At 39.7% G+C, this 23,674-nt stretch carries 17 protein-coding genes; 1 reads left to right on the plus strand and 16 read right to left on the minus strand.

Annotated elements, in window-relative coordinates:
* Nucleotides 1–251: 251 nt before the first annotated feature.
* From PLE33_07130 to PLE33_07195, 14 genes are all read right to left on the minus strand, one after another.
* A complete protein-coding gene (locus PLE33_07130) occupies nucleotides 252–2,831 on the minus strand; it encodes a M6 family metalloprotease domain-containing protein (protein HPS61022.1) in 2,580 nt (859 codons plus the stop codon).
* Between the two features lie 524 nt (nucleotides 2,832–3,355).
* Nucleotides 3,356–4,609, minus strand: coding sequence for a type II secretion system F family protein (locus PLE33_07135; protein ID HPS61023.1), 1,254 nt, complete (start codon nucleotides 4,607–4,609; stop codon nucleotides 3,356–3,358).
* 24 nt (nucleotides 4,610–4,633) lie between these two features.
* On the minus strand, nucleotides 4,634–6,343 hold the full coding sequence (locus PLE33_07140; GenBank protein HPS61024.1) for an ATPase, T2SS/T4P/T4SS family: 1,710 nt from the start codon (nucleotides 6,341–6,343) through the stop codon (nucleotides 4,634–4,636).
* 114 nt (nucleotides 6,344–6,457) lie between these two features.
* The gene (locus PLE33_07145; protein ID HPS61025.1) at nucleotides 6,458–8,725 is read right to left on the minus strand and encodes a hypothetical protein; all 2,268 of its coding nucleotides are present in this window, start codon (nucleotides 8,723–8,725) and stop codon (nucleotides 6,458–6,460) included.
* A 2-nt stretch (nucleotides 8,726–8,727) separates the two neighbouring features.
* Nucleotides 8,728–10,134, minus strand: a complete 1,407-nt coding sequence (locus tag PLE33_07150) for a secretin N-terminal domain-containing protein (GenBank protein HPS61026.1) — start codon at nucleotides 10,132–10,134, stop codon at nucleotides 8,728–8,730.
* A gap of 24 nt (nucleotides 10,135–10,158) precedes the next feature.
* Nucleotides 10,159–10,698, minus strand: coding sequence for a hypothetical protein (locus PLE33_07155; protein ID HPS61027.1), 540 nt, complete (start codon nucleotides 10,696–10,698; stop codon nucleotides 10,159–10,161).
* A gap of 1 nt (nucleotide 10,699) precedes the next feature.
* Complete coding sequence (gene pilO / locus PLE33_07160; GenBank protein ID HPS61028.1) at nucleotides 10,700–11,251, minus strand: type 4a pilus biogenesis protein PilO; 552 nt, start codon at nucleotides 11,249–11,251, stop codon at nucleotides 10,700–10,702.
* Entirely contained in the window at nucleotides 11,248–11,841 is a 594-nt protein-coding gene (locus PLE33_07165; protein ID HPS61029.1) for a hypothetical protein, read from the minus strand. Before PLE33_07165 ends, pilO begins: the two co-directional genes overlap by 4 nt.
* A 15-nt stretch (nucleotides 11,842–11,856) precedes the next feature.
* Nucleotides 11,857–12,927: a type IV pilus assembly protein PilM gene (pilM, locus tag PLE33_07170; GenBank protein HPS61030.1), complete on the minus strand. Its 1,071-nt coding sequence runs from the start codon at nucleotides 12,925–12,927 to the stop codon at nucleotides 11,857–11,859.
* Nucleotides 12,928–12,964: 37 nt separating this feature from the next.
* Nucleotides 12,965–14,920, minus strand: a complete 1,956-nt coding sequence (locus PLE33_07175) for a hypothetical protein (protein ID HPS61031.1) — start codon at nucleotides 14,918–14,920, stop codon at nucleotides 12,965–12,967.
* A 19-nt stretch (nucleotides 14,921–14,939) separates the two neighbouring features.
* Nucleotides 14,940–15,590: a type II secretion system protein gene (locus PLE33_07180; protein ID HPS61032.1), complete on the minus strand. Its 651-nt coding sequence runs from the start codon at nucleotides 15,588–15,590 to the stop codon at nucleotides 14,940–14,942.
* A 9-nt stretch (nucleotides 15,591–15,599) separates the two neighbouring features.
* Nucleotides 15,600–16,076: a hypothetical protein gene (locus tag PLE33_07185; protein HPS61033.1), complete on the minus strand. Its 477-nt coding sequence runs from the start codon at nucleotides 16,074–16,076 to the stop codon at nucleotides 15,600–15,602.
* Nucleotides 16,077–16,078: 2 nt separating this feature from the next.
* Nucleotides 16,079–17,134 carry a type IV pilus twitching motility protein PilT gene (locus tag PLE33_07190; GenBank protein ID HPS61034.1) on the minus strand — a complete coding sequence of 352 codons (1,056 nt, stop codon included), beginning with the start codon at nucleotides 17,132–17,134 and terminating at the stop codon, nucleotides 16,079–16,081.
* Nucleotides 17,135–17,153: 19 nt separating this feature from the next.
* On the minus strand, nucleotides 17,154–17,591 hold the full coding sequence (locus PLE33_07195; protein HPS61035.1) for a prepilin-type N-terminal cleavage/methylation domain-containing protein: 438 nt from the start codon (nucleotides 17,589–17,591) through the stop codon (nucleotides 17,154–17,156).
* A gap of 1,224 nt (nucleotides 17,592–18,815) precedes the next feature.
* On the opposite strand from PLE33_07195, the gene PLE33_07200 reads away from it, so the two are divergent.
* A complete protein-coding gene (locus PLE33_07200; protein HPS61036.1) occupies nucleotides 18,816–20,855 on the plus strand; it encodes a peptidyl-prolyl cis-trans isomerase in 2,040 nt (679 codons plus the stop codon).
* Nucleotides 20,856–21,036: 181 nt separating this feature from the next.
* On the opposite strand, the gene PLE33_07205 is transcribed toward PLE33_07200, so the two are convergent.
* Nucleotides 21,037–21,780: a hypothetical protein gene (locus PLE33_07205; protein ID HPS61037.1), complete on the minus strand. Its 744-nt coding sequence runs from the start codon at nucleotides 21,778–21,780 to the stop codon at nucleotides 21,037–21,039.
* Nucleotides 21,781–21,890: 110 nt separating this feature from the next.
* Nucleotides 21,891–23,672, minus strand: coding sequence for a BatD family protein (locus PLE33_07210; GenBank protein ID HPS61038.1), 1,782 nt, complete (start codon nucleotides 23,670–23,672; stop codon nucleotides 21,891–21,893).
* Nucleotides 23,673–23,674 lie beyond the last annotated feature (2 nt).

Raw genomic sequence — 23,674 nt, forward strand, 5'->3', positions numbered from 1 at the left:
GACCTCCTGGTCAATCCCTTCTTGTGCTTGGACGACGAGGACATCGTCCTTCCGAATAGAAAAGCCCCTTAGGGCGACACAAAAATAGCGATGGTGGCGTAAGCCCCTCGGGAAATGCAAGCTACAATATCTTTTCATCCTTTTTCCCCTTTCCTGAAAGCCCCTTAGGGCGACACAAAAATAGCGACGGTGGCGTAAGCCCCTCGGGAAAAAATGTTATTCAATTAAACTGATTGCTTTTCCTTCAGCGTTCACTTCAATTTCAGCAATTTGCTTGTAAGCGTTATCCCTCCTGTTTCTATACGGCAAAAATAAATACCGTTCCCAACCTGACGACCCGCAATATCTGTTCCGTTCCACTCCAGTTCATAATTTCCGGCTTTTTTATTTTCTTTCTGCAAGGTTGTAACCTTTTGCCCCTTAAGATTATAGATGGACAGAGTTATTTCTCCGCTTTCCGGCAGGGTAAACTTTATTTTCGTTTTAGCAGAAAAGGGATTGGGATAGCTGGAAAGTGCAATATTTGGTGCTGGAATAACCGGATCATCACAATCAACAATAGGATTTGGCTTTTGCAAAAGCAGTTCTATTGCGGCAGCACCGGCAATTCCTCTACCTAAAGCATCAGTCCAAATCCGGTTTGGTTCAGAAAGCCAGCTGTGACCACAAGCAGCATTTTGGTCAAAGGCAATATTCTGATATTCAAACAGGTTCAAGATCACTGCAATTTGTCCTGAAATATGCGTGGTATCAGTAACCGGATAAATATAATTCGGATCGTAGGTAGCATTAAAGATATAACCTAAATCCAGCAAAACCTGATCGGTTATAGTGTTTGGGGTAAAACGATTGATTTGTGCAGTTACCAATCCCGGAATTTCAGGTTCACCCCAGGAATCGGGAGAAAACCTGAACCGAAGTCCTTTCACAATGTATTCCTGAGTTCCCAAATCCATATCTATGGCTACTGTCACCGGAATTGCCCCTCTTCCATATTCAAACCAAATTGGAGAAGAAGAAAGCCAGGAAAACCAGTTTTGCATATTTGGATCAATTATTCGGTAATAGATATTCAGGTTTGTAGTTAATTCCGAAGAGGATACAGCCGTAATTCCAATATTATGAACTCCGGGGGTTAATAAGGAACTATTAATAATACCGGTAAAGGGCTCGCTATTTGCCGTGTAAACCAAACTTCCATTTAAAGAATATTCCACTCTTAATAAAGCATTGGCAGGATCGGTAAGCTGAGGTTCTATTTCAATTGTTGCCAAGGGCAGCATAGAACCGCTGGCAGGAGTTATGGAACTAATTACAGGAGCCATTGTAGCAGCAGGAGAAGAAATTGTGAAACTGATGGTCTCCCCTGTTTCAGTTATATTATTGATGTTCACGGGAAAAATAGTTCCGTCATTGAGAAAGGGCTGCGGATTGGTATATACATTGAAAGCAGTTCTATAGCTATCAGCACTGAAAGTTGCTTCGGCAACTAATCCGTTATTAGTAACCGTTCCGTTGGGTCGGTAAACATAAATTTCATCGGGAGGTCCATCAGCATTGCCATCATACTCTTGATCAACTCTATAAATCAATAGCCCCGAACCAGGTAATTTATCTTCAAAAATATCACTGCTTTTCTTCCTGTATTCAAAAAATAGATACTGATTGGCATAACCGGCAATAGGATATTTAAAAACATTATTAGTATTGGAAGTTACGGGATTTAAGGTATAAGTATTACCAATTTGAATTTCGGGAACAGCGGAAATCCATTCGCCATATTGATATTTCATATACATTAAAGGATGCGCATCTCCACTTTCCATAATATCCCAACAACCGACAGGCGTTATACCGTTAAAAGTGTAATGATATAAATCTGGTGCCCCGGCACTGTGGAACATTTCATGGCAAAGAGTGCATACATCATTCTGGTCTTCAGGTTGAAAAGTAAAATCCCAAACCCTTTTTCCGTTAATATATGTATGATAAGTATATAAACCCCAACGGTGTGCCCAAAGAAGATCAGACCAGGCAGAATGAGGTCCCCTGATGATAAAACACACATTATCCACATAATTATCGTTATCGGCATCAATATTTAAAGAGGTGGGAACCTGGGAAGAAATAGCATATATTGCATCGTTAAGAAGGGTGTGTTCCCGTTCTGTTCTATCATATTCATCCCAATAGCCATTAGTATTTGTAACCGCATTATAGGGAAGAAAATAACTACGGGGATGGCTATCCTGATAGGATAAATTTATATCATCCGCACAAACCGGATAGTGATATGTCATATAATGCAATTGATTGTAACTAACTTTCTGAAAATAGCTCCGTAAGCTGACTGCATTATCTCCAACCTCATTAAAACGAGCATTATATACAGAGCGGGGAATTTCAAATTCGGTCTGATCGCTAAACCGAATGTAAACACATAAGTTATTTACAGAGCCGGTATTAGGTCCGCGTTCATTGCTTCTTTTATGCGTCTTCATAAAGTCAATTTTTCTCTGCCTTGCTTCCCGGGATATATCAATATTGGGCGCTAAACCTATTTCTTCAGGGTTTACTGTCCCATAACGATACACCGAAGGAACCGGTTCAACCTGATTTACGGTTGCATAATAGTAATAGCCGTCAACGGAACTTTGAATAACAGTAAAACCTTTCGCATCATGTAAACGATTGGTATATTCATCACCACTGGCAAACAGATTTAAAACTGAACCATCAGGTTGAGTTACAGCTGAGGGAAGATTCCAAAAAGGAGCTCCGCAACATAAAAGGGGAAATAAACTTACTACGACGACAAGATATTTCTTCATTTCTATCTCCTGATACAAAATAAAGCAATATTCATACCTGTTCCAGGAAAAAGACAAAAGGGCATAAAGGCAGTTGAAGAAAAACGGTTCGGTATATTCCTATTTTACCGGCTTAAACTGCTAACTCAAAACCCAGCTTGCCCTTGGTAAATAGAAGCAATATCAATCCTGAAAAGAACCCGATATTTTTCCAATAACCCTCCGATATAAATCCCGTATCGTTCCCATATCACGATACGGGAATGATACCGGAATCTCATCTCCCGCATAACGCAAAAAAAAGGGAACTGCTACGCTTTTTGTTTTAACTCACAATTTTGAAATGAGGAGAACAGTAATAATCGGGTTGCCAATGTTTGTAATTCGTGGTTTGTGGTTACAGAGAGGGCTGTGGCAAAATTGTAAGTCAAAACAAACATAAAAAACGCCCTCACTGCCAAAATAACCCGTAGGTAAGGTATAAGTTATTTCGGCAGTGACGACTCTTAACTTAAGGGATGAACAAAATCCTCCCTCCGTGGAACTTAGCGAAGTCCCTGGGACATTGCCTCTCCCAGATCAAAGATAGGCAGATAGATAACGACTATTATACTGCCTACAATAACAGCCATAAAGATTATCAAAAGCGGTTCTATCAACGAAGTTAAGCGGTCAATAACGGAATCCACAAGTTTTTCATAGAATTCTGCTGCTTTAGACAGCAATTTATCCATATCCCCTGTTTCTTCGCCAGTGGAAATCATTTGCAGCAATGTAGGCGGAAACATTCCAGTTTTGCGGAAAGAATTAGCTACGCCATAGCCCTCTTTAACCATCACTCTGGCTTTACGCACTGCACTTTCTATAACTGCATTCTGGACAACATTTTCGGTTAATTCCATAGTATCCATAATAGGGACTCCGGCAGCCATCAAAATACTGAAAGTCCGGGAAAATTTACTCATAATGGAATTGGAAATTACCTTACCGATAACAGGTATTCTCAGTTTAACAGTATCAAAAATATAACGTCCCTTATCTGTAAGATTAACCAGGAAGAAGGTAAGGATTACCAGCAGCACAATAATTATAAACATAAATACATTATTAGTGATAAAATTGCTGATACTTATAGCCACTCTTGTCGGTGCCGGTAAATCGGCATGGAAATTGGCATACACATCAGCAAACATAGGAATGATGTAATAGAACATTCCCCATACCACAAAGAAAAGGAATATAATAATGAATATAGGATAAGCTAAAGCGCTGTAAACTTTACGCCTGGTATCTTCAATTTTTTCCAGATAATCGGCTAATTCATCCAAAACCGTATGTAGGGTTCCAGAAACCTCACCAGCTGTAACTAAAGCTACATATAGCGGATTAAAAACCCCTGGATGTTGTTGCATTGCTTCGGAAAGAGAATAACCTTTGCGAATGTCATCTGAGAGTTTACGCAGAACTTTGGCAAATTTTTTATTCTTTTCTTCTTTTTCCAGGTCTGTAATAGCTTTTTCAATAGTGAGACCTGCTGAAAACATAGTAGAAAGCTGACGGGTAAAGAACACCAGGGTCTTTAAGCTTACCCCGGTTCTAAATTTATAGATAGCCAGCATAACTTTATCAAAGAGAGAGAGTTTGCCCTTAAAAGCACCCTCGGCAGCAGCTTTCACGCTGATGATGGTATTGCCTTCTTTGGAAAGTTTATCTACCGCCACATCAAGGGTATCCGCTTTCAGCATACCCTCAATTCTGGCTCCCTTGGCATCTTTAATGATATAGGCAAAATTTGGCATAGTGAGTTACCTTCCCGAAATTTATTACTCAACCACGGTCATTTTTATGACTTCCCGGATGGTAGTGATTCCTTTTTTCATTTTGTTTATGGCAGCATCGTGAAGAGTGCGCATTCCATTTCTTATAGCTGCTTCCCGAATTAGGTCTTGATTTCCGCCTTCATAAATAATACTGCGGATATCAGGATTGATCGTTAACAGCTCAAAGATGCCTTCTCGTCCCGAAAAACCCGTATTATCACAATGGACACAACCGGCTCCGATTTTGAAATTGATTTTACTTGCTTCTTCCTTTGTTAAACCGGCATCACTGATTTCCTGATCGGTAGGAGTATAATCCCTTTCACAGTGTTTACATATTTTCCGCACTAACCGTTGTGCCATCACTAAAGATAAAGAAGAACCAACCAGATAGGGTTTGATGCCTATATCTATCATACGGGTAATGGTGGCAGGAGCATCATTAGCATGCAAAGTGGTGAAAACCAGATGACCGGTTAACGAAAATTTGATAGCTATATCGGCTGTTTCCTCATCCCGAATTTCTCCAATGAGAACAATATCGGGGTCTTGACGCAAAACGGAACGCAAGGCAGAACCGAAAGTGAGACCTATCTGTTCTTTAGTTTCAATTTGCGTTACCCCTTCCAGACGGTATTCAACAGGGTCTTCTACTGTAATGATGTTAGATTCTATATCTTGAATTTCTTTTAGCGAAGCGTGAAGAGTGGTGGATTTTCCGCTTCCGGTAGGTCCTGAAACAATAATAATGCCATAAGGACGGCGGATAACCTTTTTGAAGATTTCCATATCTTCCTGTTCAAAACCGAGGGTAGTAAGTTTGAAACCGAATTCCCCTTTATCCAAAAGACGCATCACTACCTTTTCTCCCAAAACAGTAGGAGTAATAGAAACACGCACATCCACACTCTTGATAGAGGTCTTTAAAGAAATATGACCATCCTGAGGTAAGCGACGCTCGGCAATATTTAATTTACTCATCACTTTAATCAGGGATATTAAACTGGGATGCATTCCAATTGGAGGAGTCATAACTTCTCTTAAAGCACCGTCAACACGAAAACGGATGCGGGAGACCTTAATCATCGGCTCTATATGTATATCTGTAGCTCCAGCTTTAATTGCTTCATTGATTATGAGGTTAACCATCTTCACAACCGGTGCATCTACATCTTCAGTAGCTGCAGCAATAGTGATTTCGTTCTCATCCTCATCAACCGCTACAAATTCAAAACCGCCTACCGCGTCTTCCACCTGACTGGTAGTACGAATACTTTTATAATATTTTTCTATGGCATCGTGTAAAGAAGAATCGCCAATTAAAACGGGCTTAATGTTTTTCCCCAGGAGTTTCTTTAAGCTATCGGAAACATTCAGATTCTCGGGATCGGTCATTGCTACAACTACCCCATCACCCTCTTCCCGTAATGCCAAAACTCTATTCTCCAAAGCATACGGTTCGGGAATTAAACTGACAATACTTATATCCAGGTCCATCAGTTCGTTATCCTGAACAACATCATAGCCCAATTGTTGATGTAAAGCGGCAAGTAATTCATTTTCAGTTAAATAACCCAGCTTGATAAGTGTCTCGCCCAATTTTAAACCGAAATTACTCTGTTTTACCAATGCTTCTTTTACTTGTTCTTCTGTTGTATATGCCTCGTGCACAAGAATTTCTCCCAGCCGGGCAAATTGTGGATTATAAACCATTACTTTATCCTTATTATGAAATTCACAGGTTATCCCGAACTTGCGGATCGGATATTCAAACAATTACTTTGTTAAATATCCAACCCGCAATTCGGATTATTTTATACTTAATTATTACCAGGGCGCAGTAGGATCAAACATAACTATCGTAACCGTAGTTTCTCTGGTAAGCAACGCTTCTATCAGTGTTCCTCTGAGGCGCATTGCTTTGGGCTGCGGTAAACCTTCAATCGGAGGAATACATTCTTGCGGTTTAAATGCAACCTTGGCAATAGCATAACCATTGGCATCAGTTCGCAGCAACCAATATTCGTTCGGTGGTGATGATGGATCATAGATGGCATTGGGACTATAGATGAAATGTCCCCCATCCGGAGCCAGGAACATTACCTTGGCATTACTAACTTGACACCCCTGCCCATCAGTAACATAGAAATAGATATCTGCGGCTTCATAGCTTACTTGAGCCAAGTCATACATCAATACTGCCGGTTGCGGCTCTATGTATGCCTCAGGTCCATTTAAAGGTAAAATGCATGGAGTATCTCCATAAATCTCGTTACCTGCAGAATCATTACCGCAGCTGGCGTGAATTGTAATGGTTTGATAGGTTAAAGTTCCATTATAAACAACATAGGTATAGGCAATACCAGCTGTAGAATCACCTTCAGCATTTATATTACCCGTATAGGATTCGGCAATAACTTGACAATTTATAGGATCGCCATTATTAGGGATAGAAAACCAAACAGTGGTTCCCCAATCTACAGGGTTATTATAACGGTCTTTAACATTAGCACCACATTGTACACGCCATAAACCACCGCCCAAATTAACCCCGGTATCAAAGCCGCTGACGAACGAAGTTATTCCTCCTAAAACTGGAGGACCTGCATGGATTACGATATTGGTTTTTATGGAATAAATATAGCGGGTCCCATCTGCATTAACCCAAGATGCTTTAATTCTTATTATCCCGGATTCTGTTCCGCTATTAACCGAAACCTGTGCTTCTCCACCGCTGGAGGTAACTTCAACAGAATCACCTGGAGCATAACCATTGATATTAGCCCCCAGAGGAGGATTTGGATTATCTATTTTAAAGTATATCTTTTGCGGGGAATCTATCAAATTACCGTTAATATCTCTCAATTTAACTCTTAAAATTGCAGATTGCAAACCCCCGGTATTAGCTACATTCAAGTTTATCTGGCTTTGCTGAGTGAAATCCAAAGAGTATAATTCGCTGGAGGTTATCATAAAAACAGTAATTGCCTTCAATGTATCGCCATTAGCGCTTGCCTGGATGTTAGCTGCCCCCGCAGATAAACCCGGAGTAAACCTGACAGAGGCAACTCCATCGGATTGGGTATTTTGAGTAACTGTTTGTGTAGTATTTAAAAAAGAACCCAAATCAGTAGTGAATTTCACTGGCTCACGAGGACAGGGATTATAGTAAGCATCTGATAGCTCTGCATGAACGAAGATCCAGTTGGGACTATTAACAGAACTGGTATCTGCCTCTACTAAGTTATCATTCACTTGCACATAAGTTTTCAGCTGTATTTTTGAAGGATTTCCCGGTTCAATCACAATTACCCTTGAGTCCGAAGCTTCTCCAATCGTAGCTGTAATTATGGCTTGTTCTGCCCCCGGCATAGTTGTGGCATGAGTTCCGGAATTGTATTTTACTGTAGCTCGCCCATTATAAGTTCCAGCTATCGTAGTTGCGCCTATTTCGCTCCCGGCGCTATCTACAAAGTAACCCTTTTCGTTACAACTGAAAGTAATTAATGTATTATTGGGAACTGGCTGCCCTTCTACATTGGTAGGAATTGCAATTACATCTATCACTTGCATAATAGCCATATTAAAGGGTGTATCGGGACGCGGAAGTTTCAGTTCAACATTGTCAACCTCAGGAATTTCCCTTACTTCTACATTAACTGCAGTAGAATCCTGCCAGATTAAAGTGTCGCCACTGGCATCATAATTTCTCACTATGGCAGAAATCGTAGCCATCCCTATATCACCTCCATACCAGTAAAATGTAGTTTTGGCAACTCCACTGCTATCGGTAGGAACATCAGAGATAATTCTACCTAAATCGGTTTTAAATTTTACCATTTGGTTAACAACCCCAAAGCCCTCTCCATCTTTCACTTCTGCCTCTATAATAGAATAGGTTATGCCATAATCGGCATAAATGGTTTCCGGGCTTGCCATTATGGAGGTTATATATCTTTCCGCTGATGCCTCAGGTGGCAAAGGAACCGGTGCTACAATAGGCGGGGGGTTTCTTTTATCGCAACTCGCACTGAAACTGACCAATACTATCAGCAACAAGGTGAATATTGACATTAAGGAGCTATATTTTTTCATTTTTACTCCTCCTTCTCTTCTTCTTCATATTGAATTAAAGAGCGAGTTAACCGTTCGTCCAGCTTGGGTGTAGGAGCAGTTTCCTGCATAGAAACAAGCCGGGGGGTTATTTCTATAATTAAATCAGTATTTTCCACCAATTCATAACGATGCTGGAAAATCTTGCCAATAATAGGTAATTCACCCAATAGAGGGATTTTATCAACTTTATTAGTGATGTTGGAATTTAATAATCCACCCACAATAATCTTATGTTCATTAGGAACTGTTACTGCAGAAGTTACCCGGCGAACTTTCGTGCGGGGGACATAACCACCTACCAGTTCAGTTACCGAGCTAACTTCCGGATTTATGTTCATCGTGATATTACCATCCTGATTAACTTTGGGCGTAACATTTAGAATAATTCCTGTTTCGGAACGCTCAACCAGCAACTGATTTTCTTTATCAGTAACTACAAATGGAACAACCTCACCGATATGCATTGTGGCAAGTTCTCCGCTTAAAGCTGTTACTCTTGTATCGGTAAGCAACTGAGCAGCATTATTTTCCAGTAACCAGTCAATTGTTACATCAAAGGCAGTAAGCTGACGACTGAAATGACCAATATCATCCAAACCCGTAATGCGTTGGAAATATTGTTCATCAGGTATAACTCCAAAATCGGTAGGATCGCCATGAGGCAAATAACCGTTTGCATCAGTGTAATTATAAGGCAGCCCGGTTCCGTATTGATTTACCGGGTCCTCTGCCAAAATAGTTGTTAAATGATTCAGTTTACTCCAATCCACACCAATTTGCTGAGCATCATTGATATGCACTTCAATCAAACGCACTCGGATTTCCACTTGCTGCTGTTGAGTATCAATTGATTTTACCAGCTGTTCCACTTCATTAAAGGTCTCCCGATTGCCGTAAACCATTATTGCATTCTGACCTTCTATGGCAGTTATTTTACCTTTGGTATCCTGGAGAGCAGTGCTCACTTTTTTAGCATCCAGATTATTCAAGAAAATAACATTACTCCGTTCGCCCATTTCTTCCATTATGTTTTCTTTTTGCCCCACTAAAAAAGTGTTAGAGCCAATAACACGATAGGATAAGCCAGCAGAGCTCGCAACCAGAGAAACGGCTGTTTCAATTCCTACATCTTTGATATTAATAGTAACTCTTTTCTCTTCTTTCTCGGTAGTTCCTGCCTGATCAACAGCCAGAACGATATTTGTGTTGCTCAATTTAGATAGAGCTTTAAACACCGAGGAAAGCGTTGCATCATCTGCGTTGAAGGTTACTTTCGTATCCAGAATAGGATCTCTTTTAACCTGCGCGCTCAAGATAGAAATTCCTGCCAGGAAAATGAGCATCAGGATTAACGCATAATGACATTTACAATGTGTAATGTGTTTCATATTTACTCCCAGTATCATTATATTTTACCAATTCCCGCTTGTGCCGGTACCATAAATTGTCTCTTCTGATGGTTTGGCAGGGCGGGGTGCAAGTTCTGTAGTTGTAACTGCACCATTATAACTAAAGCGTATGCTTCTGTCTTGAATATCCAGAATATGACGACCTCTAACCGTATCTCCAACTCTTGCTTCAATCAGTTCACCCTGATATTCAATATAAGCAATTTTGTTACCATATTCATCGCGAGCAGTAGTAGCCAGACGGAATGTATTTTTCAGCATATCTTCATATTCCTTTTCTCTATCTACTTTGTCCTTGATGATATTACCTTGACGCAGAGGGTCTTTGGAGGAATTAAATACAAACATCTTCCTGTCCTGAATGGAATTCTCAATAGATCTGATTCTAGTGAGCAAAGTATCGGAAACCGATTCTCTGGTATGGATGGATTTCTCAGGTATTTTTGTCCAGGAAGAATATAAACTTACAAGGCGAACAGCCATTACAAAAAGGGATATCACAATCAGGGCAATAGTGAGGTCTTTAATAAATCTCAGCTGCATCTTATACCTCCCTTTTTACTTTGAATACAGAGAGTTCTAATGTTACTCTGTATCGGTTTGGAGCGTTGGCAACGGTAACTTCTTTATCGGAAACAGCCAGAGGGCTGATATCCAAGGCATGGATTTTTATGATGTTATCCATTGATTCCAAATCGGAAATAAACTGTCCGATTTGCACATAAGTAGCTTCCATTTCCATAGTATAGGTAGTTTCCACCAGACCGGGCAGAGAAAACTTATTGCTATCGGATAGCTTATTAATTGTAATGGAGCGTTGGTCTGCCAATTCGCCAATTCTGGTTTTGAAGGCATTTATTTCATCAAAGCTTATACTTGCATCGCGGGTTAAACTATTATCTATAACCCTTGAGAACTGGCTGAGTTGTTGATTCATAATGCGCGCACTGTTTAGCTGTTCCTGAGCAGTTTTAATTTTGTTATCCAGTGTTCTAATCTTATTTCTGTTTACATTTATACTGTTAACGGTGAACACAAAGAACAGAATGGTTACCAGCAATATGCACAGGATGAAGATTAAGTATCTTTCTCTCATCTTCCAACTCCTCCACTTGTTTCCCTGCTGTAGCATTCAATTACGAATTCCAGAATATCTGTATCTTTTACCACTTGCCGGGTGATAGAGCCGGATTTTATGCGGGGAAAATCGTTGCTGATTTCCGTATTGGACTTCAGGCGGTCTATAAAGCTTTGAATTAAATCCAATTCTTTAATATTCTTATCAATTTCGGTAATTCCGTTCAGGGTAAGCACTCCATTGGTGTAAGTAAATTTCCTTACTGCCAGTTTTTCATCTATTTCGTTACTTAGGGCAATCATCTTTTTTGCCCAGAAGATACGATTATTAAAGGTCTCGGCAAGCTTATCCAGGTCTCTGCTGGAAAGATAATCTTCGCTGGTTTCATAACTTGCCAGTTCTTTTTGCAATTCCTTATAATATCTCTGGCGGGATTCAACTCTGGTTTCCATCATTCCGTTAATATAAATCCAGGCAACGATAATGATGATAAACCCAACGGCAAAAGTAACGATGGAATTAATAAAGATTTTCTTCTCGCGTTCTGCCTGCAGTCGCATTTCGCCATATTTATTGAGGTTGATTTTGAAATAAAATGTAGTATCCATCCGAGCTGTCCTCTCTTATTCCAGTCGCATTGCCAGACCAATTGCCAAAGCAAGCTGCGGGTCTTTTTTATCTTGAAATTTTTCCGGCATTTCAACATTGATAAAGGGCATAAATATCTCTGTGGGGATTGCTACTTTTTCTTCAATATATTCTTTCAATCCCTTCAATTTAGCAGTTCCGCCCATCAAATAAATCTTCCTAAAATCACTGTTTCCCGCTTCTTTCACATAGAAACGCAAAGAACGGCGAACTTCTTCCACAATTGCATCCTCGGTAGATTTCTCTGTAATATCAAGGATACTGACGGTTTGAACATTTTCCATAGCAGGATTATCACCCAAACCGAATTCCAACTTATGCCGTTCTGCCTGTTCCCATTCCATCTGTCTTTTACGCATAATATCACGGGTAAAATTATATCCCCCGTAAGGTATATCGCGGGCAAATAATTTGGCTTGGGGTCCCCAGATAATCATATTTGTTCTATGAGCACCCAAATTCAACAAAATGTAAACCCCGTCTTCCACAAAAGTATTCAGAATAAAGCTGTTCACAACTGCCAGCGAATCAATATCTACAATATTGGGAGACAAACCAACGCTCATCAGGGTGGTTGTATGTTCATTCAATACATCTTTGGAAGTAGCTGCAAGCAGAATGTTCATATTGTTTGTTTTCTCTTCCAAACTAATTACCTGATAGTCCAGAATCATATCTGTTCCGCTGATAGGTATATGTTTTTTTGCCTCAAAAAACAGAGCTGATTCCAGTTCTTCATCAGGTAGAAAGATTGTTTTTATCTGCTTGATGCTTGTATTATCACCTCCGATGGAAGTAACCAAATGCTGAATACGCTTGGGGTTAATTTTAAGCGTATTGAGCATATCAGAAAGCACGGGTCCAAAACGCTCGGGAAGCAGGTCACTCGGAATATATTCAGTTCCGGTAGCCACTGTAGGGCTTATTTCATAGTTCAGCAGTTTAAAACCCTCGTGCAACTTTTTTAAGTGAACAATTTTTATACTGTGGGAACCGATATCAATTCCCACGGTCTCCTTAAATCTAACTTGTTTTTTCTTCTTCATTCTTCCTCTTTATTCATCCTTATTTTATATCTTTTTTTTATATTAAATCTTTTGGCGGCTTCTTCAAATACCAGCTGCCCTGTTCCAAAGGCAAACGCTGACCTTGTTTCTTAAAGTAGGGCCAGCAAGGGGGCTTAGTATGATACATCCTGGTATCATAGTTATAGTTCTTTTTATAACCGGTTCCAGTTCCCCCGGCACCGTTAAAATGTCTGGTATATAAAGTTACTGATACAGCAGGATTTTGGAACAGCTGAATAGTAAATGGATTATTAACAATACTGGTAGCTCCGCAAAAGTCAATTTCCGGTTTCCATAATCCCCCCGAAGGATATTCATAATCATAAGGATTTCTGTGAACATAGCCACGCCGGCGTTGATTAACTCCACCCCAGATACTGATTGTTCCTCTTTCACAATAAGGATTTGCTTCAGGCCAGATAGGATTATACCAGGGGAAATCCAATTCAGGGGGCCAGGGATGAGCATTGCTTTGAGGCCAATAGTGACGATGCAAATCAATCATATCAAATACAATTGGACCCGCATCGGGATTATCAGTGGAAGGATTGAACTTAACAGCAGGTATGGAACCATGCGGGTGTTGATATTCAAAAGTAAAAACTCCGTCTTCATAACGGTTATCTTTCCCTTTGCCAAGTGCCGCCATAGCTGCATAAATCCAAATTCCACCTACAGGAGTTGCTGCATCTGCACCCATATTACAATGAACCCGAACTGAATCTTCCGGATTCATATAGGCGTATTTAATAATAATGGATTTTTCCGAAACTAAGCCCAGCATATCTCTATTATTCGTTTCCGGGCTGGAACCCCGAGGTGTACTGTTATATAATAAATCTCCAATCAACCACATTGTATCGGTGGAAGCCCAGGTTTGAAAACCACGAATTGTCCCTTTTATCCAGAGTTTGCTATCTACCCAGTAAGCACGATTATTATGAGCATTTACCGAAGACAAAGGCACCCATAAAGTATCAGTGGTAGGAAAACGATTTATTGCCGTTGCTGAACCTGGCGCATAAGGATAACCCATAGGATAAGTAGGATATAGAGGAATTTGAGCTCCTCTATGGGATATTTCACCTACCCAACCGTTTACATTGTAGTCACTTATCTCTATCATAACTATGCGGTCATCACTAAAACCGGAGCCGATTCTCGTGCCATAGCTTTTAATTTCATCCATATTTTCCGGAAATTCATATCCCTCATAGTGTTCAATTAACCCACCCTGAAAAACCGTATCTTCAGGATAGGTCTCGGGAGTAGAAATAACTTCACCAGTAGTTGTAACCAACGCTAAAAATGTAGGCCAGTTATCATTATTTCCGCCACCCGCCTGTTTTATGCGAATATCCGTATTACTGTGAACAGGACCGTTTATCACATCATAGCCGTAAAAATATACATTCTCATCATTTGGGGAAAGTTCGCTATCCGTAAAATACATAAAGACGGGTCCTGTATCCTGCACCAAAGTTAATTCTCCATACTTGCGGGTAAGAGAGAGATTTTTTCTTCCGTAGTAGATATCGGAGGTTCCTGTTTTACCTTCTACTAAAGACCGAACTTGATAATAACTTGTACTGGCGCCGGTTCCACTGGCTTCCAGATGTCCTCCAACTTCTGCAACTGCTACATCAGATTCTTCTTTCTCTTTGGTTACTAAGGATTGCATAATATAGGTTTTTTTGAAGTCGCTTCCGCTCATTCCAATTTTTCGTTCGGGAGTTCTAACTCCACCAATGACATCAGGATCTCTTTTTGCTGCTATTGCTAAATATGCTGCTCCCCTACCTGCTTCTGTTCTAAGAAAATGAACGCTCTGAATATCTTCCATTTCGGACATTGTTGCCATCGTATCACGAAAAGCCAAACCTGCCATAGCTATACCACTCATAGCTCCAATAACAACCAGAAGCATAGCTATGGCAATATTTCCGCCTGCATTTCCAAGAATCTTCTTCATCATCATAAACCTCTTTAATTTAGGGAGTTGTAGTAGAAGGTCTTTCCATATTTTTCATTGCCATCGTAGTTTTATAATGGACGCTCTTATATTCGTCGCCTCTAATTTTAACTTTGGCTTTGAGATCTACATTTATAATGCATAATTGCTCGTTTGGCAAATACTTGAAGATAGCATTATTCTTATTGGCGTCACTAATCAAAAAGTCCTCAATAATCACTTTACCCCTCAATTTCTTTTCAGGAAACAGAATTGTGGGAGAAGATGAATCTGTGCCATGATGCTTGTATTCCATTTTGATATAACCATCGTGCAAATAATAGTTCACAAAATCGGTAGGATACAAATTAGAAATGGGAGGCGTAATTTGTATTCCTTTACTAATTCCCGGAACTGATGTCATACTAATCTGTTTTAGCCCTTTAGCACTTGTAATGCCTATAAATTCTATCTCGGAAGAACGAGTACCAATGTGTTGACCGTATTTCAGAACATTTAAAAAAGAAACCATATCTTTTTGTAAATCCACATAAGCACTCAGTTCCTGATATTTACGGAAAAATACGCCAATTCCCAAAGCAGCTGTTACAATCAACAGAGAAGAAATAGCCATAACCGCAACCGTTTCTGTTAATGTAAATCCCTTCTCATTAAATAACCGATGCTTCATCATCCACCTCTAATCGTAAAAATCTTCCCGCATGCGGATGTAATGCAATTTTTCCGTGGCAGGGTCAATCCATTTGATTTCTCCAATTAAATAAGAGAAATTATAATTCTGGCTCATATAATTCTCTCTTTCCCTACCTACGGTAATGGTTATAGTTCCATTCACGGTTACATCATCCGTTTGTTCAATTATTACGGGTAAATTAGTGTAAGGATGGAAAATTCCCTCTTTATGAAAGAGAGTGTATTGCTTTTCCAGTTCTCCGGTTAAAAGCAAAGTAGCAACTCTATGACGATAATTTTTAGTAATTTGCCTATCGGCATAGATTATACCGATATAGACAGTTATAATCATTACCGCCATAACTATTGCTGCTACCAGAACTTCAGCTAAACTATACCCCCCCTGAGAACGCAGCAAGCTGAACATTTTGTTCTTTTTATCTTTCTCACTGTTCTCAGGCAGGGTATGAATATTCAGCACCATACTTAAAAACCGGCTCCAGTAGCAAATTGTTTTGGATTATCTGCAAATTCCTCTGCAATCGTTCTTTCAATCAAATTATTCATCACCAGGTTATACAGGGATTGATCTCTGGTTTGCATACCTTCTTTAGTACTTGCTTGAATCACGGAAGGAATTTGATAGGTCTTTTCTTCACGAATCAAATTACGCACAGCTGAATTGGCAATCATAATTTCAACTGAAGGAACGCGACCCTTCCCGTCTTTTGTAGGCAAAAGAGTTTGAGCTATAACTGCTTCCAGCGATTCAGAAAGCATAGAACGAACCTGCTGTTGCTGTTCTTTGGGAAACATATCTATAATTCGGTCTATGGATTTTGTGCAGCTGCCGGTATGCAAAGTAGCAAAAACCAGGTGACCTGTTTCAGCAGATGTTAATGCCAGGGAAACGGTTTCCAAATCACGCATTTCACCCACCAGAATAACATCCGGGTCTTCACGCAAAGCACTTCTTAAGGCAGCAGTAAAACTCCAGGTATCATGCCCCAATTCCCGCTGATTGATTAAGCTGTTTTTGCTGCGATGCACAAATTCAATGGGGTCTTCAATCGTTATAATATGACAGTTACGGCTATCATTAATAGAATCAATCATCGTAGCTAAAGTTGTGGATTTTCCGCTTCCGGTAGGTCCCGTAACCAGAATCAATCCTTTTTCTTTTGTGGTTAGGCGTTTTAAAATATCCGGCAAGTGCAGTTCATCATAACTTTTAATTTCATTAGGAATCACTCTGAAGGCACAAGAAACACCGTTAATCTGATGAAAAGCATTTACCCTGAAACGGACATCATTGCTTAACTTCGTAGAAAAGTCAATCTCCAGATTCTTTTTAAATAATGCCTGTTGTGATTCATTCATTACTCCGTAAACAAGTGTTTCAACTTCTTCCGGACTTAGCATCGGCAGATTTAATTTCTTCATTCTGCCGTTTACCCGTACCATAGGATGGGAACCGGCAGCTATATGAAGATCCGAAGCACCTGCTTCCGCTGTAAAACGCAGTAGTTCATGGATTGTCAATTTAATATCCTCCTAAGAGTTAGTCGGTTTCCATTCCTCCGGTTTCGGGATTAGTCCAAGTGTCAACTCCATAGCCATGGAATTTAGCATCAGTAACATCATACCAAACCTGTTTTCCTTCACCACCGGCAAAGTCCTGAGTGGAAGTAGCAATAAATTTCTTCGGGGGATTGCCCACTACTTCAAATTTCCAGTTTTTAATGGTACTTTCACCTAAACTGGCTTCTTTTAATGCCTGTTCCATTGTAAAACCTTCGGTGGAACCGTTGGTTTGCATATAAATGTCATAAGTTTTACGAATGGTATTTATTGCCGTTTGCGCTTCGGTACTACGGGATTTTTCCACATAACGCAGATAGCGGGGAACGGCTAATGCAGCCAGTATGGCTACAATAATAACCACTACTAAGATTTCAATCAGGGTAAAACCCTTCTGATTTTTCAGTTTCCTGAGCATTTGTTAATCCTCCTGTCGGATTGTTTTTTTGTTTCTGAGTTTATATTGCACAATGCGTGCCAAAACTGTTTTAAAAAAATTAGGGCAAAAACTCTAAGCCCTTCGCTCTGTGCTCAAAAGCCCGAAAAGGCAACATTTTAATGCCACGGAAGTGTGAGCTCCTCGTAAAATTCACGATGCAATCCGCGGTAGGTTTTGACTTACAATTTTCACCTGCCTTCTATATAACCACACCCCTCAAATTGCAAACGCTATCAACCATATTATTCCTGGTCTCCAAACTTCAAAATTGTGAGTTAAAACAAAAAGCACACGGGGGTAGGTTTGAATTTTGTTTTGACTTACAATTTTCACCTGCCTTCAATGAAACCACATCCCACACATTTAGTTCACTTACAACCGCTCTACGACTGGTTTCCAAACCGAAAAATTGTGAGTTAAAACAAAATAATACACCCATACAACCGACCAATCAATCACCCACTATTCAAGCAGTATAGAATATCAACACCATAAAGCGATAACACACTATCGGCAGCAATTATTCTTTTTTCACTCCCAAGATATTTGTTTATCAGTTCCTGTTTTTTTGCAATATGCTGCGAATTAGATTCCCGTATCGTTCCCATATCGCGATACGAGAACGATACGGGAATCATATCGGAGTGTTATTGAGAAAATTCCGGGATTTCTTTGGGAACGAAAAATTGTTAGTTTGCTAACTGCTTGCCTTCTATTTTACTTTTGTTTTAACTCCCAATTTTGAGGTTTGGAGACCGGTTGTAGAGCGGTTGTAAGTGTATGCAATTTGAAGGTTGCGGTTACAGAGAGGGCAGTAGCAAAATTGTAAGTCAAAACCTACCACCGCTTGCAGCGTGAATTTTGTTTTTCTCCGAAACAACCATTTCTGAACAATTCCAACCCAACCCTGCAAATGTAAAATAATACATTCTTTCATAGTTGTGGAATTTGAGGGATGGTATAGCTTAGTTGCCAGTGTACAGGGTTTTGTTTTAACTCCCAATTTTGAGGTTTGGAAACCGGTTGTAGAGCGGTTGTAAGTGAGAAAAGAAGGTGAGGTCGTGGTTACATTGAGGGCAGTGGCAAAATTGTAAGTCAAAACCTACCGGGGGTTGCATTGAAAATTTTATATTTGTCTTGACTTCTTAAGCCCTTGAACAATTGTGACGCTAAATTAATTACGCTATATTAAGGAGCATAGAAATGTCCCGTTTTACACATTTTTGCCTTGGGTTCATCTTGCTTTTTGCCGGTCTTTCTTTAGGAGCAAAAGATGCGCTCGTATCTGTCGGAACCACTAAAAGTATTAATGATACCGATATTTTAGCAGAATACGATGGAGGGGTGATAACCCGCCAGTATATTGAAAAAAAGCTATCTAAACTGCCTCCTCAATATCAGGCACGGTATAGAACTGTTCAGGGTCAGACAGATGTTCTGAATGCTGCAGCGATGGAAGAGGTCTTTTACTTAAAAGCAAAACAGATGGGTTTGGAAAATGATCCTGTTGTTTTGGAGCGTATGGCTGCTGTAGAAAAGCATTTTTATGTTCAGGAATATTACAAACGCAATGTGAGTGATGTTGTTGTTCTTACTGATGACGACAAGCTGGCATATTACAATCAAAATCTTTCCCAGTTTTACCAATTTCCTTATGTAACAATTGATTATATTCAAGCAGAAAACGAAGAGATGGCAAATAAGGCATTAGCCGAATTGAAAAATGGTGTCTCTTTTGCTGATGTCTCCGATAAATACAATCAAAATACTTATGCCAAGGGATTGAAGGGAAGAGTGAAAAATATTCGTTTGAATGGTAACATCCCTGGTATTGGTAATGATGCCGCTCTGGAAAATATGATTCGTAATTCCCAGGTAGATACTTTATCTTTTATAGGACCTGCAAAGACAGATTACGGTTGGCATATTTTCCGCATTAGGGAATGGATTGAAGGTTACCAGAAAGAGTTTAGCGAGGTTTTGCCGGAAATTGAACAGCGTTTGCGTCCCCTAAAAGAGAAGGAACTGCTGGATTCAATATTGGAAAACCTGACAGTGAAATACGCGGTGGTAATAGATAGTGCTATTGTAAATACGGTTACACTGGATCCTAATAGACGGGATAGCAATGCATCCATCTTGGATAATGTGATAGTAAATTCGTCGGTTCCTACGCTTAAGTTTACAGTTCGTCAGTTGCTGCAGAATTATGATAAACTCTCTCCTCAGGAACAACTTTTCGTAACTAAGGGAGGAGGTATTAATACCCTTATAAATCAGGAACTTACTCAGAATTTGATGTTCCTGGAAGCCAAAGCCAACGGTTATGAAAAATACTTTGATGAAAATGAAGATTATATTCAGGCAAAACGCGCTAATGTTTTGCGTAGCGCTTTTGAAAAACTGGTCTCCAATGCTGTAGAAATCAGCGATGAGGAAATCGCTCAGCGCTATGAAAAAGAGAAAGAGAAATTTTCCAACCCTGAATATCGGACTATTGAAGTGCTCTTCTTTAAAAATCAAAAGGATGCCAATAAGGCATATAAAAAATACAGCAAAGCATATAAAAAACATAACGAAAAAGCAATGCAGGAAGTAATTAAAAAATATTCCCTTATGCCCGAAACCTCAATCTATGATTATCAATACAATAACGGCATTATAACCGGAATTGGAAAAGATACCGAATTTTCTAATATGATTTGGAATAATCCTGTCGGTTATTTAAGTCCCGTTTTTACTTCCGCAAAAGGAGATATTGTCTTTTTCCGCACTTTGAAAGAAACCCCCAAAACCTATAAAAACAAAGAAGATATTGCACCCCAAATACGCAGAATGATACAATCCGATAATGAAAGAGCCAAGTTGGAAGAAGTTACCGCAAACCTGTTTGTGGAATTCAATATGAAAAAATATCCGGAACGGATTACTCTTACAATGACTGCGGATGAATTATTCACTCAGGCAGATAATGCTGCCCGACAACGCAATTTCAAAGATGCCATAATGTTTTACGACCAAATAATCAATAACTTCAAAAATAATTCGGATGACTATAAAGCATCCTTTATGAAGGCATTCCTCGTTGCTGAAGAAATGAAACAAACAGACCTGGCTTTACAACTCTTTCAGGAATTTTTGCAGAAATATCCTACCGGTGACCTGAATGACTCAGCTCAATTTATGATAGACAGCTTGGAAGGAAATATCCCCGAGAACTTTGAACCCCTTAAAGAAGAATAGGAAAGTTAATAATAGCAAGTCAGGAGTCATTTTCCCCTGCTAATAGAGTTATTTTAGCAAAATAATATTACCGGTGGAAATGATTCCTGACATCCTTTAATAGAAGCCCTGCCTGCAAAGGTGTGCAGACCGATACTCAACATAATAAACAATTGAAATAGGCAATAACATATCTGAAGTATTAGGAAACAACTTTTCTGATAACTTCCTTTTTCACTCGCCCCAACTGATTATCGGGCAAACGAACCAAATAGTAATTCCCGTTCTCCTGAACAATTTTTACAATCAAACCTGAATGAACTTCCTGAATAACATTATTGCTTGCTGGAGACAAAAGTTCTGCCTCCCGAGCAATAATTACCGCATTACGATTATGCTGCTGGTGATGAAGTTTTACCCCTAAAGTTACAAAAAAAGATATCCAGAGCAAAACACAAAGAGCCAAAGTTAAAATCGGCAACGCTCTTTCCTTTTCCGGATTATAAAACAGCAGCCAACATAACGCTAAAGCTGAAAGAAACATAAAAATTATCCCTCCCACAGCCAAACGGTTAACGGATAAGTAATTAAGCACTTTGAATAAAACCTGCACCAGAAAAAGCTGCTCTGGATATAAATCCGCATCGGGACTATAGTGTATTGACAGTTCCAGATTGGTTCTCGCTTGAGAATGCGCAGAATTGATATTTAATGCTTTCAAAAAATAAAGATTTGCCATCCCGATTTCTCCTCGGGAAAAGAATTCCACTCCCAAGTTATAAAACAAATCGGCATTTTTCTTTTGTTCTGCTTCATTTATTATCCTATCCAAAGAATCCGGCAGCTGAAATAATTCTCCTGAGTTTTTGTATCTTGGTGACTGTAATGTATCAACTTGAGCTAAAAGAACTTGGCAAAATAGCAAAAGAACCAGAACTAAAAGCAACGGAAACCTGCTGAAACTGAATACACCGGTTAATCGGAGCTCGCTGAAGCTCTGCTTTTTTAAAAACCATATTTTCCTGCGGAGGAATAGTTTCCTCCGGTTACACTGTATCATTTGCTGCTCCTGTTCTTTCTGGTTTTACCCAAACGGCTGAAGCCCGTAAAAATTTTCCTGATGCGGTTCAGGTCTTCTTCCAAATTAACTGCTCTATCCGTTTCCGGTAAAAATCTTGCTGCCTGACTGTGAGCAAGAAAAACCTCTAATTCCTGAAGCAACCAATCCGGAATATTCTTTTCGTTTAATGCCTGCATTTTTTCCTGCGTGGAGAGATGGTTGGAAAGCTTGTATTTGGAAGCAAGGTATTCAAATAGTGCCTTTTCCGCCAGAGGATAGAAATCCGGGGATAGATTCCTGGCTGCCGTCGTAGCTGGTTTCAAATAATGCAACAGGACTTTTTCGGCTTTTAACGAAGCATAGCGTTCCGGATTATCCCTTTTCATTTTACTTTCCCAAGCAACAATGGAAACAGCTATTGTTACCCCAACTATCAAGAGCATCAAAATCCAATACCAGGGCTGTTTTACATAGGGAATATAAGCCGGATAGCTATTCTTCTCTATTTTGGGTAACATTGCTTTAGGATTGCGAGATTGTTTTAAACGACTGAAGTAACTCAGCACTTTGGCAGAAGAAACCTTTATTTTTTCTTTGGGACTGCGGTATAATTTATAACTTCCGCTATCGTTATCAAACCAGGAAAAAGTTAGTTCCGGAAGTTCATACACCCCTTTATCCTGAGGTATCAAAGTATAATAATAAGTTCTGGTTCCTTCAATTCCTGCTTTCAGGTTATCTATCACCATTGGACTGGAAACCTGAAAACCTTTTCGGGAAACAAATTGAGGAGCGGAAAACTGATTGAAATTGCCTCTCCCTTCAATTTTCAAAGTAAAAGTAATCGTTTCTCCCAGGGAAATTTCTTTATCGGAAAGAGAATAACTAAGCTTAAAGTTGCCTACCGCTCCTCCAAAAGAAGGAGGAACATTATTAGCAGGCAAGGGTAGAACATTAATAATTCCGCCTTTGCTTTGCAAGTTTTTATTCAGCAACCCGAAACCGTATAGCCGAGCATAACCTTCTAAAATTGGTGACTGCAATCGTCCCTCTCTATTGGAAATTATCGCTAAGCTTTTAATAAGGGCTCGTTTATATTGCTTTCCCTGAAAGAATACTTCTTCATAATTTAACATCGTTGGTTGTTCGTATGTGCTTTTCCCGTAACCATCGGAATCAATTTCATTCTCCAGATTGAAAGAACCTACCGTTTCATCGGTATAAAGATAGTAGGAAACAATTGCCGGAAAACCACGATACACCTTTTGTTCTTCCGGTAAAGCCAAAATGAAAGTATCACCTGCCCATTTATCATTGTTACCCCAAAAATCTGAATCATCAAAGCCAAAAGAACCAAATCCCTGCACCGGAGGTGAACTTTGAGCCGGTGGTTTTTTTGTTCCTGCAATCACTTCCAGAGAAATTGCCCGGGTGGGATAATAATGCCCGTTTACTTTAACTTTGAAAGAAGGAATGGTGGTCTTGCCTGTTTTTAAAGGAAAATAGATAAAACGAAAGGTCTCCGAGAATTCGGAAATCAATCTGGTGCCTTCCAAAACTACTGAACTACTTGATGAACTGGTCAGATTGCGAAAACTGAACAGCGGCACGGAAGGCGGAGTTGGCTCTTCCACTTTGAGGCGATTGTCATTCGCAATTTTCAGGGTCAATTCCAGCTGCTCATTCATACTGATAGTATTTTTATTTACGGTTACATCAATCTTCAAAGCGGAAAGCACAAGTGGAAACAGCAGCAGGAAAAACAATGCCTTCTTCATTT

It is taken from the genome of Candidatus Cloacimonas sp., from assembly GCA_035403355.1.
Classification (GTDB): Bacteria; Cloacimonadota; Cloacimonadia; order Cloacimonadales; family Cloacimonadaceae; genus Cloacimonas.